The sequence below is a fragment of the Helicobacter bilis ATCC 51630 genome (genome assembly GCF_000686565.1).
Classification (GTDB): domain Bacteria; phylum Campylobacterota; class Campylobacteria; order Campylobacterales; family Helicobacteraceae; genus Helicobacter_A; species Helicobacter_A bilis.
Map to the genome: position 1 here is coordinate 83,553 of NZ_JMKW01000004.1, position 12,022 is coordinate 95,574.

At 27.5% G+C, this 12,022-nt stretch carries 17 protein-coding genes and 1 pseudogene; 6 read left to right on the plus strand and 12 right to left on the minus strand.

Annotated features, from left to right (window positions below):
- Positions 1 to 373: 373 nt before the first annotated feature.
- From T368_RS0101040 to T368_RS0101060, 6 genes are all read right to left on the minus strand, one after another.
- Complete coding sequence (locus T368_RS0101040) at positions 374 to 793, minus strand: hypothetical protein (protein WP_004088234.1); 420 nt, start codon at positions 791 to 793, stop codon at positions 374 to 376.
- Positions 768 to 1,175: a hypothetical protein gene (locus T368_RS14365; protein ID WP_004088235.1), complete on the minus strand. Its 408-nt coding sequence runs from the start codon at positions 1,173 to 1,175 to the stop codon at positions 768 to 770. Before T368_RS14365 ends, T368_RS0101040 begins: the two co-directional genes overlap by 26 nt.
- Before the next feature lie 38 nt (positions 1,176 to 1,213).
- Positions 1,214 to 1,354: a hypothetical protein gene (locus T368_RS15180; protein WP_004088236.1), complete on the minus strand. Its 141-nt coding sequence runs from the start codon at positions 1,352 to 1,354 to the stop codon at positions 1,214 to 1,216.
- Positions 1,355 to 1,527: 173 nt separating this feature from the next.
- Positions 1,528 to 2,226, minus strand: a complete 699-nt coding sequence (locus T368_RS14370) for an AAA family ATPase (RefSeq protein ID WP_004088237.1) — start codon at positions 2,224 to 2,226, stop codon at positions 1,528 to 1,530.
- 505 nt (positions 2,227 to 2,731) lie between these two features.
- Positions 2,732 to 3,019 carry a type II toxin-antitoxin system RelE family toxin gene (locus T368_RS0101055; RefSeq protein WP_230455661.1) on the minus strand — a complete coding sequence of 96 codons (288 nt, stop codon included), beginning with the start codon at positions 3,017 to 3,019 and terminating at the stop codon, positions 2,732 to 2,734.
- Positions 3,009 to 3,359 carry a hypothetical protein gene (locus tag T368_RS0101060; protein WP_004088239.1) on the minus strand — a complete coding sequence of 117 codons (351 nt, stop codon included), beginning with the start codon at positions 3,357 to 3,359 and terminating at the stop codon, positions 3,009 to 3,011. Before T368_RS0101060 ends, T368_RS0101055 begins: the two co-directional genes overlap by 11 nt.
- A 163-nt stretch (positions 3,360 to 3,522) precedes the next feature.
- On the opposite strand from T368_RS0101060, the gene T368_RS0101065 reads away from it, so the two are divergent.
- From T368_RS0101065 to T368_RS0101075, 3 genes are all read left to right on the plus strand, one after another.
- Positions 3,523 to 3,939, plus strand: coding sequence for a hypothetical protein (locus tag T368_RS0101065; RefSeq protein ID WP_004088240.1), 417 nt, complete (start codon positions 3,523 to 3,525; stop codon positions 3,937 to 3,939).
- A 98-nt stretch (positions 3,940 to 4,037) separates the two neighbouring features.
- Complete coding sequence (locus T368_RS16445; RefSeq protein ID WP_230455663.1) at positions 4,038 to 5,111, plus strand: hypothetical protein; 1,074 nt, start codon at positions 4,038 to 4,040, stop codon at positions 5,109 to 5,111.
- Between the two features lie 314 nt (positions 5,112 to 5,425).
- A complete protein-coding gene (locus T368_RS0101075; protein WP_004088243.1) occupies positions 5,426 to 5,704 on the plus strand; it encodes a plasmid mobilization protein in 279 nt (92 codons plus the stop codon).
- Positions 5,705 to 5,933: 229 nt separating this feature from the next.
- Here T368_RS0101075 and T368_RS12910 read toward each other — a convergent pair whose 3' ends face one another.
- The 3 genes from T368_RS12910 to T368_RS0101095 all read right to left on the minus strand — a co-directional run bounded on the left by T368_RS12910 (position 5,934) and on the right by T368_RS0101095 (position 8,797).
- Positions 5,934 to 6,851, minus strand: coding sequence for a replication initiation protein (locus T368_RS12910; RefSeq protein ID WP_004088244.1), 918 nt, complete (start codon positions 6,849 to 6,851; stop codon positions 5,934 to 5,936).
- A gap of 603 nt (positions 6,852 to 7,454) precedes the next feature.
- Positions 7,455 to 8,129, minus strand: a complete 675-nt coding sequence (locus T368_RS0101085; RefSeq protein ID WP_004088245.1) for a Fic family protein — start codon at positions 8,127 to 8,129, stop codon at positions 7,455 to 7,457.
- 233 nt (positions 8,130 to 8,362) lie between these two features.
- On the minus strand, positions 8,363 to 8,797 hold the full coding sequence (locus tag T368_RS0101095; RefSeq protein ID WP_004088246.1) for a hypothetical protein: 435 nt from the start codon (positions 8,795 to 8,797) through the stop codon (positions 8,363 to 8,365).
- Between the two features lie 733 nt (positions 8,798 to 9,530).
- On the opposite strand from T368_RS0101095, the gene T368_RS0101110 reads away from it, so the two are divergent.
- The 3 genes from T368_RS0101110 to T368_RS0101130 all read left to right on the plus strand — a co-directional run bounded on the left by T368_RS0101110 (position 9,531) and on the right by T368_RS0101130 (position 11,116).
- Positions 9,531 to 9,728 carry a hypothetical protein gene (locus T368_RS0101110; RefSeq protein ID WP_004088247.1) on the plus strand — a complete coding sequence of 66 codons (198 nt, stop codon included), beginning with the start codon at positions 9,531 to 9,533 and terminating at the stop codon, positions 9,726 to 9,728.
- Positions 9,725 to 9,910 carry a hypothetical protein gene (locus tag T368_RS16450; protein WP_004088248.1) on the plus strand — a complete coding sequence of 62 codons (186 nt, stop codon included), beginning with the start codon at positions 9,725 to 9,727 and terminating at the stop codon, positions 9,908 to 9,910. The genes T368_RS0101110 and T368_RS16450 overlap by 4 nt, the downstream gene beginning before the upstream one ends.
- A gap of 903 nt (positions 9,911 to 10,813) precedes the next feature.
- Complete coding sequence (locus T368_RS0101130; RefSeq protein WP_004088249.1) at positions 10,814 to 11,116, plus strand: hypothetical protein; 303 nt, start codon at positions 10,814 to 10,816, stop codon at positions 11,114 to 11,116.
- Between the two features lie 24 nt (positions 11,117 to 11,140).
- Here the strand turns inward: T368_RS0101130 and T368_RS0101135 are convergent, their stop codons facing one another.
- From T368_RS0101135 to T368_RS12915, 3 genes and pseudogenes are all read right to left on the minus strand, one after another.
- Complete coding sequence (locus tag T368_RS0101135; RefSeq protein WP_004088250.1) at positions 11,141 to 11,338, minus strand: hypothetical protein; 198 nt, start codon at positions 11,336 to 11,338, stop codon at positions 11,141 to 11,143.
- Positions 11,339 to 11,393: 55 nt separating this feature from the next.
- Complete coding sequence (locus tag T368_RS15185; protein ID WP_155116660.1) at positions 11,394 to 11,546, minus strand: hypothetical protein; 153 nt, start codon at positions 11,544 to 11,546, stop codon at positions 11,394 to 11,396.
- A gap of 116 nt (positions 11,547 to 11,662) precedes the next feature.
- A pseudogene (locus T368_RS12915) lies at positions 11,663 to 12,022 on the minus strand (chromosome partitioning protein ParA); the annotation flags it as partial.

A 12,022-nucleotide genomic window follows, 5' to 3' on the forward strand; every position in this document is an offset into this window, starting at 1 on the left:
TTATAAAGATTATCACAAATATCTATGGCTAGACTAGCTTGCGAGATTAGTTTGTATGTTAGCTAAATGTTATTAATTTTATTATTCAAGTTCTTTTTATTACTTATTTAAAAAATTATAAATAGCTTTTATATTTAAATTTTAAGTTTGCATTGACTATCACATACCAAAATTCCCTTTAAAAACGAAAGGATACATAAAATAAAAGCAAAAAACATAAAATTCTATCTATTTTCCACATAAATTGTTGAACTTTCCCCTATTCCCTATAAATATTTATAAGATTCTATAAAATCTTATAAAAGAGCATAAAAGGTATGGCTTCTAAGGAAGCCTACATTGTCTTTTTACCAAACGCCAAGCAAAGCTTGTCTTATCGATAAAAAAATGCGTTTCCAACGCGGTAAAAATAAGGTTTTTTAAATAGCGTAAGAATGTCTTTTTGCTGTGGCGGGAGTATGGACTTTGCGTTGTTGGTTAGGCTTTGATTGTAGCTTAGCGTTTCGTTATTGTTTGTAAGAGTTATTCCAAAGTTTTTAAGTAGGAATTCTTGAATCTTTGTTTCGATTAAATCTTGTTTTATTTCGTGTAATTGTCTTATAGAGAGTGTTTTTTCAAATTGTAACTGCTCAAATATTGAATCTATTTTGTATTGGCTATTATTTCCTTTATGTGTTAGCATGTAGCGAAGCATAGCTTTTATTGGCTCTGTGTGTATTTCTCGCTTTAGCGTTCTTGTAGGATTTATTTCTTTTTTACAGAAGTCGCTAAATTCTAGTAATGGCTTTAACATAGTCTTTGTATTCAAGAAGTAGTGTTTTAGCAAGAAAGAATGTATAGGCTTGACTAAAGTTTATTACGATTAATTTATCGCTTTTTTGATATATAGAATCTATGAAAGTAAAAGAGAATTTCTCATCAGTATTTTTGAAATAAAGCTCAACTCCACAATTTGAGATTTCAGTAAGTTTATCATAAATCCAATTTATCTTTGTTTCGTTTCCACTAAGTGATGTGTAAGATTTCTTTAGATTATATGGACTCATTATAATTTGACATATTGCTTTGTCTCTATAAAGATTAAATGTCCCATTATCTTTAGTGCTAGTAAAGATACATTCTAGTATGTCTTTATGCTTTTGTGTGAGTAGTCTGCCTGTAATTGTTATTTTCATGTGTTTATCATCTCTTAGAATATATTGTTGATTATTTTCTAAGAATGTTTTATAGATTCTGCTTTTGTTATATTTTTGCTTGGTAGAAATAAGCCTAAGAAGTTTTCAAATTTAGTGCTTGTAAATTGCTTTCTATATTGCTCGAATATATGGAGCATATCATTGATATTGGCTAACATGATTATTCCTTAAAATAGATTAATACCTTGATTGTCTTGTTTTTGTATTTTTTCCCATTTTTTTATATCATCATCACTCTCATTGATAATATGTATAAATCTATCATCATTATTTATTTGTTGTATCTTTGCTCTAGATTTAATCTTTTTAGTTGGGAGAATTTGTATTAATTTTATGCCATCTTGCCATTCTTTTTTGTTTTTAATCCTAAATTATCTTTTGTGATTTTTAGTATTCTTTTTCCCTCATTTTTATTATTTTCATCATTAATAAAATCTATTTCATATGCTAATCTTACTGCATCAATAAAGGCTGAAGCCCCTCTACTTCTGCTTGGCTCATTTGTGTATTGCTTTGTGTTATGATGAGTTATGAGTATTGATTGTTTATTTGTTTTTGCGATTTTAGTTAAACAATTCATAAAAGCTCTTGCTTGAGTATTGCTATTTTCATCTCCATCATAAAAGGCAATGAGTGGGTCTATTACAATAAATTGATATGGTTTAAAAAGATTTATATAATTATTGAGACTAGATTCAGTTATTGCTGGTGGAATCTCATCGCATATATCTATTAAATTTAAGATACTTCTTGCATTTATTTTAATAACATTTTGAAGTATTAATTCTGCTCTTTGCTTTGAAATGCTTTTACTATCTTCACTAAGCCATAAAAGAGATTTAGTCTTATGTTGCATAGCTAATTGTAATGCTATTTGAATGCTTAAAAAAGATTTACCCTTACCGCCATTACCACTAATCATTGTAAGTCCATTCTCACAAATTGGCACAAAATTCTCACATAAGAATGTTTGCTCTTTAGTTTCTATTTTGCTTATTGGCTCTATGGATTGTTTAATATACTCAAACATGCAATCTACTTTTTTGTAATTTAAAAAATAATATTTTAGTATAAATATCAAAACAAGATTATTTATTTTTTAATTGAATGTAAGAGTTGTTTTGTTTATGATTAGATTCTATTGTAATGTTTTTAAAATTTTATTGTGCTAAATGAAAAAGATTCTAAAAAAAAATAATGTGATTAAGTAAAGTGTTATAGTCGCATTACAACTTCAAGTCTTGAGATTTATCTAGTTTAGGGCTTATAGAATCTTTTTAACACTAGCTATTTTGTTTTTATTAATGCTAAAGGTAACTTTTTTTATCCTAAGAATTTTGCTTTTTATTGTAGTTTTTCATTATTTAGCGTATTGATATTAATCTCAAAGTTTTGTAATATTTCTCTAAAATCATCTTGACAAGACAAACAAGATCAATTAATATCGTATGGGTAAAGTCGTGTTATTTTGGCTTTAAATGCGTTTTATAACTTGTTAGATGTGTGCCCCCGCCCTTTTTTGTTTGGTTCAGCTCTCACAAGTTTTTGTATGTTTTATCATTTCTTTTATCTATCTTTACTATTTCCACAATATAAAATTCATTTTTTTCGATATTGCCTATTACTCTATAATCGCCGAGCCGCCACCGATATTTATTTTCAAACCCCTTTAAAATTTTCGCGTTTGGTAAAGCTCTTGGATTTTCTATGTTCTCTAAAATATTCAAAAATTCAATAATCTTTAAATGTTGTTTGGGATTAGATTTTTTTAGTTTCTCTAATGATTTGTTAGCTTCATTTGTTAAAAAAACTTCATTCATCATCATACTTCCTGTTTATTTCATCATTAACTTCATTGATTATTTTTTGTTGTTCATCTAGTGATAAACTCGCTTTATACTTCATTGCAGATTTATACGAGATAGTTTCTTTCAATGGTGTTAAATTCTTATTTATATCTTTATTTTTTGCTGTCATCGCTTTTGTAAGTAAAGTATTTATTTTTTCAATTTCTTTTATCTCTTTTTCCATATCTTGAATTTTCTTATTTAATCGCTTTTCTTTAATAGCATTATTGCGATAAAGTTTTCCTAACTCTTCCTTACTACAACTCAAATAAAAATGATAGTCTTTTGTTATAGAATTTGTTTTATTTTCTATCATAATAATCCCCTTAAAATCATAGAATAATTATACCATATTATAGTAAAAAAGTAAAGTAGTTTTTGTAAAAACATGATTAAATTGTTAATCAGTATTACTAAACAAAATAGATATTTTGTCGCTCAAATTTGCATCGCAAATTTCAAAAAAAGGATACATAAAAATGGGATTTTTTGATTTCAATGATGATGAAAAAGTAAGAATAAGAAAATGTATATTAGAAACAAAAGGTAAGAAAAAATATCAAAATTTTAACTTCCATATTAACAAGATAATGCCAAGAGCCACAAGAAAATTTTCTTTTAGAATTGCTTCAAGTAAAGATTATAAACATGGATTTACAGCAAATAACACGCATTTAAAAAATTGTTACAATCATAATAACAGAATTGCAAATTTTACAAAAGATTTTATTAACTCATTAGAATCCAATCATCAAACAACAGAGAACAACGAATACAAATCATATGCAGATATTTCAAACAAAGAAAAAAATAAAAATAATAATACAGACTTAGCAAGAGAAATAAAAATTACACAGCAACAGATAAACAGAGTTATAAAAAAAATGAGAAGTTAAAAAAAGAAAAAAATAAAGTTGATAATGATTACAACAGGTATAAAAAATATATTTCACTTAATGACAAAATGGAAAATCAAGATTTATTAAACAGAAAATTGAAACATACAAGTAAATTAATACAAGAAAAAGCTAAATATGAAATTTTAATGGGATATTTGCAGGAGCTGAAAGAAAAAAAGAAAAACAGCGTAAAGAAAGTAAGAAAAAATTCCACCACTTTTAAAGAAATTGTTTTAAATATTGATAAACATCACACTATTAAAGATATAGAAATAGCTTATAAAAAAGTGCAAGAAGCAATCCCTAAATTACAAGAAGCTAATTTTATAAATGTTGCAATTCATAGAGATGAAGGACATTTTAATAAAATTACAGATGAACCCGTTGTAAATTATCACGCCCATTTGTTGCTAAATAATTTAGATAAAAATAATAAAACAATATTTAGACAATTAACAAGAGCCGAGCTATCAAAGATACAAGACATAATGGCAGAATCTCTACAAATGGAAAGGGGAGCTAGAAACAGCAACAACAAACACAAGACCAAATGGCAGTTAGAACACGAAAAAAACAAGCATATAAATAAAATAAGGGAGCTATTACCACAAGTAGAAAATGAGTTAAAGAAAGATAAAGAACGAGACACCGAGCAACAGCAATACTATACCGACTTTATTGAATGGTATATCATTGATAGAAAGATGAGAAATATAGATTATATGCGTAAATCATTGCATGATAAATACAAAAATAATACTTTGCATGAGTATTTAGAAAAATATGATAATACTGCCTTAGTAGATTATAAAGTGCATTTGCGATTGTTAGAAAAAGAGAAACAAGCCGAGCAAGAAAAAGCTGATATGAGCCTAGAGCAAAAGCAACAACAAGGTATAATGCAACCAGAGATAACCGCAGAATATTACATAAACGAATTATTTTTCAAAAATTGGGGGAATAGCAACAAATCAAAGTTTAACACAAGAAGTCAAGCAAAAAAAGCCAAAGCGATTTATACAAATATTTATAACTATTCAAAAAAGCTAAAAGACACAGACCCAACAACCTATGAAAAAGTTTCAAAAATATTATTTTGTAAAGACCCAATAGAATATACATTAGACCGAATAAAAGAAATTGAAAGAAGTCAAAGCATAGAAAAATAAGCCAAAATATAGCACCTTTAACCCCGTTAAATTTCTATATTTTAACATCTTTATATAATGTGTAACAAGTGTATTAAATATATTTAATATATTAAAAATATAATCATAATATATTGCGTAATACATGTATTAAATATATTTTACATATATGTAAAATATATATTATATAATATGTAACGATATTGCAAAATATTTATTAAAAACTTTTTATATTTACTTTTATAATGTATAATACATGTATAACACATTATATAAAGGCGTTATACATATTGCAAAGCTTTACACAAGCTCTGCTTTAAAATAAAGGGTAAAACATGGCGGAAAAAGAGACAGCAGAAAACAAAAAGGTTTCAACAAGAACAAGAAAACCAGCAGAAAAAAAAACAGCAACAGAGTCTAAAGTTTCAGCAGATATCAAAAATGATAATAACTCTAAAGATAATGAGACTAAAAAGAAAGCAAAAATAAAAAGAGATAAAACATACACTTTTTATTGCACTGAAGCAGAATTACAAGAGCTAGAGCGTAGAGCCGAGAAAAAATATCTCACTTTAGCGGAATATTTTAGAATTAAAGTATTTGCAGACGATTAAAGATTAATTTATTAAGAATGTATTTTGCTATAATTTAAAAAGCCTCCAATCGCAAGAAAGGGGCAACATCACTACAAAGGCGTTACTATGAAACGACATAGAAAACGCCCAACGCTTGTATTATATCTAAATTTTAGCCTATTTGGGTTTAAAATACAGGTAACAATCGAGCGGTAAGCGTAAGGAGGAGTAATTCCCCCGCCCTTTTTGGTGTGTTAATTCTTCTTTATCAACGCAATTCGTTCGGTTCGTCCTTACAACTTTTTTCCAAAGACTGCTTTAAATGAAGTTCATTGCTAAAAGGCAACCTTTCATTAAGAGTTTCATTTGTTTGAATATCTCTAGCTATAATATCCAGAAATAATAATCCATCTTCATAAATTCTATGCAATTCTAATATTTCAACTTTTACATTTACTTTTTCTTTAATAATAATTGTATATTTGCCTATAAATTGATTTAAGTAATTTTGCTCTTTTGTCTCAATAAGCGGTGTTTCTTTATAACGAAAAGGCTGATAATCATCTTTTGATTTGTCAAAATTAAATTTAATAGCTACGACTTTATTTCCGACTCCCGCTTTTATTTTTTGATATGCTAGATTTCCAAAAGGTATTCTTTTATTTTTGGTATCTTTACAAAGTTCAAATTCTTTTGTAAGCTCTTTAATAGCTGGTTGTAAAATTTGCCTGTCTATGTCTATTTGTGCGTAGCTCTTTGGTATATCCATAATTTTAACAAATTCTTGCCATTGAATATAAAATTCCCCTGTGCTTTTATATTGCTTTAATAGTCTGTAAAGTGTTTTTGTGTATTTACTACTCAATGCGATAAATTCCACAAGCTCAAAGCTAGTAAATCCTAAACTATAACTTACAACCATATTATAAAAATCTTTTTGAAATGTTATTTTAATATGCTGGTCGCTGTAATTATGCTCGGCTCTTTCAAAACAAACAAAAGTATAAAAACCATTTCGTGTGCTATATTCTATTTTATAATCAAGCAAAATATTTAAAAATTTTTTAATCTCTCTATTAACCACCGTATAATTTTTATTCCATTGATTAATGCCACACAAATATACAAAATCGCTATAAGATATTACAAGCTCTCTTCTATCTATATCAAAAATTTTTTTTAACATAGGCGTTTTTTATATTTATCTTGGATTTGTGATATTACAGAAAAACAAATCTTGTTGCCTACCTGTAAAATTTGGTAATGGCATATAATTTAAATCATTATTGTATTGAACTATCGTTTCACCTTTACCTACATTAATTGAAATAATTTCATATAGTATAGCAAATTAATGATAAATAAAAAATATTTATCCTTTAATTCCCAACTCTAATCTACAACAATAAGAAAAATAAGAAACAAAATAATAATGATAACTTTTATTATCCAGCTTTTTATCCTTTAAATAAAAAAAATGCTTCTATAGATATACTACAAAAAAACTATAAAAAATAATAAAAAAGAGAGAGAAGTCGGCAGCTCCGCTACACTTCGCCCCTATTGATTTTTTTCGCTACGCTCAAAAAGAATGCTAACGCTTTGCATGGTTTCCCTTGTTTTGTGCTTGGCTCTCTTGTTGATTTGGTTTTTTAGGCGTTCGCTTTCGCTCACTTGCTTCGCTACGCTTCGCCCATGCTTCGCATGGTGTTATGAAAAGAGAATGTTTGTTTTATTTTCTTGTTTCCATTAGTATAGTTAGCTTGACTTGTTGCATATATGCTTGTTTTTAGCGTTTTAAAGGCAAAATAAGCGGTTTTTTATTTGGGTAGTAGTTTGCTTTTGTATTTTCATATTCTTTTAATCCCCTATAATAAAATAATCTATGCTTATCATCAATCACAAAAGGGATAATATTATTTTTCAAGCATTCTTTAAACATTAAAAGTCGCCCTACTCTACCATTCCCATCTTCAAAAGGGTGAATCTTTTCAAAATGAAAGTGAAAATCTATAATATCTTCAAAACTATTATCTTTATAACTATCTAATAGCTTTGTTATATGCTCTAAAACTTGCTTTGGCGGTGTTGTTTTTATATCTCCTACAAAGTTTTGTCTTTTTTTAAAATCCCCTATCACTTCTATATCACTACAATCTTTTTTCACAAAAAAATGTAATTTCTTTATAAAATCTATATTTATTTTTTCATATACATTATCTAAGATAAAATCAAGTGCCCTAAAATGATTTTTTGCTTCTAAAATATCATTTGTTTTTATGATTTGATTTGGCTCTGCGATAAAGGAATCTTTTTCATAAATAAAGCGTGTTTGCTCTTTAGAGAGTGTGCTGCCCTCAATATGATTTGAATTATATGCAAAGTAGATTTGTAAAAAATGATATAAGCCATTTTTATAGCTATTATTTTTTTCACATAAAAGAATTTTAATTACTTCTTTCATTATGCACCTTTATGTATTTGCTGATACTAGCCTAGTGAGCTTATTTATTGTTTTTCTCTTTTATTAAATCAAAACCTAGCTTTATAGCCATACCAAAAAACAGAATCCCAGACAAAATCGCTATTATATCCCATGCACTCATTTGTTTATTCTTTGATTATAACTTGAAACAATATTTATAAGTTTTTAAAATAAATAAATAGTTTTGTCAAAACACGCCGATATTGATAATACTATTTCAAATTATTGAAAACACTAGTGTCAATTTTTATTTCATCAACAGAGCCATCTTCATAATAAGTAACGACACTAGATTCAAGTTTTGACTCTTGAGTTTGATTATCTAAAATATAATCAAACCCTATGCGTTGTTGTTTTATTTCAGCCCAAGAGCCACTACCAAAAATATAAGGATTAAGCACATATTTAAATGTGCGTTTATTTAACATAACCTTTTGTATTATGTTTTGCTCACACAATTGTTTTAGAGCGACTGATATTTGTGCGTTAGTTACACCTATATTTTGCATAATCTCTACTCGACTAGCAGAATCTAATCGTATAGTGTTATCGCCTGTAACCATGCTTTGCAATATTTCAGCCAATATGCTATTTGCTACCTTTGGTAAGTTAGCTAAATGCGAGTAAGCTCCAACATATAACAACATAAACTTATCCCTTTTTTCTCTATTTTTGATTCTAGTCTCTGTTATTATCAGTTACTAGATTCCCTTGCGTGTCCCTTTTGCTTCTTGTCTTATGTAAAATAGCTTCAGACATATTAAATCCTTTTATATAATTTCAAAAACTTTAAAATTATACTATTGTTTTTTCAAAATAAGAAACTATATTTCAAAAAATGGAAACTATTTTATATAAAAAATACAATTTAATTTCAAAATTACCACTATAAAAAACTAACCAAACACCACAAGCAACGACATTTCAAGCAATGCCAACAAACAAAACATAATAAATAATAAAATCAAAAAATCAAGGGGGATTTTTTGATTACTTACAGCAAACTCATTAAGCAAACAATGCTAACACCTTTCCTTTTCGTTTGCTGGTCGATAACAACACTGAATGCTACGCTTCGCATTCACCCTTTCGTGTTGTTATCGATTTCAGTATGTATCACTTAATATGGCACAATAGAAACTTTATTTCATTTCAAAGTGCCACTAGATACTAACCCTTTCCTTTTTCTAGCTTTTTTACCCTTTTTTGCAAGAATAATTACACTCACACATAAAACAGAAATACAAATCCCTTGTATTGATAAAATAACGCCAACCATTTAACCTATCCTTTCAAAAAAAGTGCTATAACGCAAGGGCAGGTTTTTAAGCCTACACAGAATCTAGCATTAGAGACAATCAAACACAGTTAGATAATGAAATGCTAGAAAAACAAATACAAGCGGAGCAGGACAGACAAAGGCTTAAAAGTTTTAATGAGTATAAAGAATTTATGAATTTGCAAAGAAAAATAAAAAACATTGATTATATGTTACAAACCACACAAAAAAACCTTGCAGAGTTTGAAAGCAAAGAGATATATCAACAAGAAATACTCCCTATAAAAATATTACTATGAATATGTATTATGCGTGGCAACATTTTACTAAAAATACGCACAATACAGACAGGGAAAACATAAAAAGTGGCTTCTTTAAAACTTTTAAAGACCCTTTATTTATCGTAGAGCAGATAAGAGAGGGGCAAAAAGAGCCAAGTGTGTTTTCTATAAACCCTTTTATGATAATGATAAAAAACTAATAAATCTGTTGGGAATATAAAATTTAAGACATATTACCTTGAAAAAAATCGATTAAAAGAAGTATTAATGAGCGATAAGATTAAAATTGTATATATGCAATAAAATTCCTTAAGCCCCACCTCTCTCACAATCTACCCAACGAAAGCGTGTTTAGCTATATATCCTCTAGTAGTATTGAGTTAAGACATATACCAAGGCTTAAGGATACTTGGATTATACCATAAAAAAGATTTAACATGTTAGAAACAAAAAAGTCTGCTTAAGGGCGGATTATTTAAAACTTTTAAAGAAGTTTTTAGATTTAAATGAGTTTTTGAATATAGTATTAAAAATAGGTTTAAAAAAAGCAAAAATCAACTAAAAACTTTGAAAATGCTATTTTTCAAGTTTTTATAAATACGCATGAAATGCCCTGTATAAAGGCTTTTAGTCGTGTTTTTTGTGAGATAAAATTATGTAAAATATATAAAAATTATTTTGCTGTTGTAAGTTTTCATATCTTTTTTGTGCGGTAACACTTGTGGCTTTTTTGGTTTTTTAGCAAAAAAATAGTTAAAGTGTTGTAGAATATCAGCGGAAAATTAAAAAGTTAATCAAAGAAATAGGGGAATTGTAATGGTAGAAATTCTAACGATTAGCACGATATTATTAGGGTTTGGGTTTTTCTTTACTGCTTGTTATATTGCTATAAAAGGCTAAATATGGAATATTTTGTAGGCAGTGTTATTGTTTTTGGATTTGGGGCTATTTTTTATAGTATATATAACTTTGTCGGGTTATAAAGAATAAAAATGGAATATTTTGTATTTGGCTCTATATTTTTAGGTTTTAGTATCCTAGCTTATACTGCATACACTACATTACAAGATTATGAGGATTAAATTAACATAAAAGATTAAGATATGTATGCTGTAACTTTTAATATAGACATTAATTGTTTAAATGAAAACAATGTAAGCCATTCAAAAGTTTATGAGGATATTCGTAAATTTATGGAATCTAATGGTTTTCAATGGCAACAAGGTAGTGTGTATTTTGGAGATAATACGATTAATGCTGCTACATGTGTAACTACAATTCAAGCTCTAGCTAAATCAATACCATTTTTTGCAACTTGTGTAAAAGATGTAAGAATGCTAAAGATTGAGGAAAATAACGATTTAATGCCAGCAGTTAAAGCAGTTTATAAAGAATTAAAAAAGTAGTATTGATATATTTTATATCAAGTATTATTTTTGCCATTCTCTATCCTGCAACATAAGCTCATGTCGTTTTATTTCGCCTTTAAAGCTATCTACTGCTGAAAATAGACTATCCCAATTTGAGTTAGTTTGTTTTATATTAAGCTCATAATCTTTAGTAAGTTTTAATGTTTTTCTTAATCTTATTACAAGTGAATTAGCATTTTTAAACATTTTTGCTTTCATATCTAGCTCCCAATAAATATACACAATAAGTATATATAATTTTTAAGTATTAAAGTTAGAAATTAGGAATCTTAATGTTATAGAGATAGCTCATTGCCAAGCCCCCCCCCTCTTTTTTGTAAAATTCTATTAAATCACTATTCCCCTCTTTCTCACTTATCCAATTCTCCTTATTCATAGATGATAAATAATTACTCTTTGGAGTCATTCTTTATCATTTTATACAACATTATGCTATATTAACATAATACATATATTATAAATATAATCTAAATATATTAAACATTAAATAACTAAGTAATATTAATGTAATTTACATACATATTACATAAAATGTTTTTTTGCGTTTGTAAGTAATTCTTGATAGAATACCTCAAAATCTATTAAAGCTTTATCAGAATTATCACAATACTCTTTTATGCTCTTGCCCTCAATAACTGCCTTACGATAAGCCTGTCTTTCATAGATAACAGAATCTAAGACTTTTACATCTTCTAAGCACATTTCTTGTTTTGTAACATGAATATAATCTTTAAGATTTGTCAGTTCTTTTGTAAGAAATGGGTTAGGTGAAACACGATTAACCAAAATAAGCGAGAGTAGCTTAGGGTTTAAATCCTTTACTTCAGCATAAAGTTCTAACATATGATCTAACACATTGACATCATATTGTGATGGAATTGT

Bases quoted from the DNA above. Each gene is read 5' to 3' on its own strand.
- T368_RS0101040 (WP_004088234.1), bottom strand. From the start codon at position 793: ATGTTAAAGCCATTACTAGAATTTAGCGACTTCTGTAAAAAAGAAATA.
- T368_RS14365 (WP_004088235.1), bottom strand. From the start codon at position 1,175: ATGAAAATAACAATTACAGGCAGACTACTCACACAAAAGCATAAAGAC.
- T368_RS15180 (WP_004088236.1), bottom strand. From the start codon at position 1,354: ATGTTAGCCAATATCAATGATATGCTCCATATATTCGAGCAATATAGA.
- T368_RS14370 (WP_004088237.1), bottom strand. From the start codon at position 2,226: ATGTTTGAGTATATTAAACAATCCATAGAGCCAATAAGCAAAATAGAA.
- T368_RS0101055 (WP_230455661.1), bottom strand. From the start codon at position 3,019: ATGATGAATGAAGTTTTTTTAACAAATGAAGCTAACAAATCATTAGAG.
- T368_RS0101060 (WP_004088239.1), bottom strand. From the start codon at position 3,359: ATGATAGAAAATAAAACAAATTCTATAACAAAAGACTATCATTTTTAT.
- T368_RS0101065 (WP_004088240.1), top strand. From the start codon at position 3,523: ATGGGATTTTTTGATTTCAATGATGATGAAAAAGTAAGAATAAGAAAA.
- T368_RS0101075 (WP_004088243.1), top strand. From the start codon at position 5,426: ATGGCGGAAAAAGAGACAGCAGAAAACAAAAAGGTTTCAACAAGAACA.
- T368_RS12910 (WP_004088244.1), bottom strand. From the start codon at position 6,851: ATGTTAAAAAAAATTTTTGATATAGATAGAAGAGAGCTTGTAATATCT.
- T368_RS0101085 (WP_004088245.1), bottom strand. From the start codon at position 8,129: ATGAAAGAAGTAATTAAAATTCTTTTATGTGAAAAAAATAATAGCTAT.
- T368_RS0101095 (WP_004088246.1), bottom strand. From the start codon at position 8,797: ATGTTGTTATATGTTGGAGCTTACTCGCATTTAGCTAACTTACCAAAG.
- T368_RS0101110 (WP_004088247.1), top strand. From the start codon at position 9,531: ATGCTAGAAAAACAAATACAAGCGGAGCAGGACAGACAAAGGCTTAAA.
- T368_RS16450 (WP_004088248.1), top strand. From the start codon at position 9,725: ATGAATATGTATTATGCGTGGCAACATTTTACTAAAAATACGCACAAT.
- T368_RS0101130 (WP_004088249.1), top strand. From the start codon at position 10,814: ATGTATGCTGTAACTTTTAATATAGACATTAATTGTTTAAATGAAAAC.
- T368_RS0101135 (WP_004088250.1), bottom strand. From the start codon at position 11,338: ATGAAAGCAAAAATGTTTAAAAATGCTAATTCACTTGTAATAAGATTA.
- T368_RS15185 (WP_155116660.1), bottom strand. From the start codon at position 11,546: ATGACTCCAAAGAGTAATTATTTATCATCTATGAATAAGGAGAATTGG.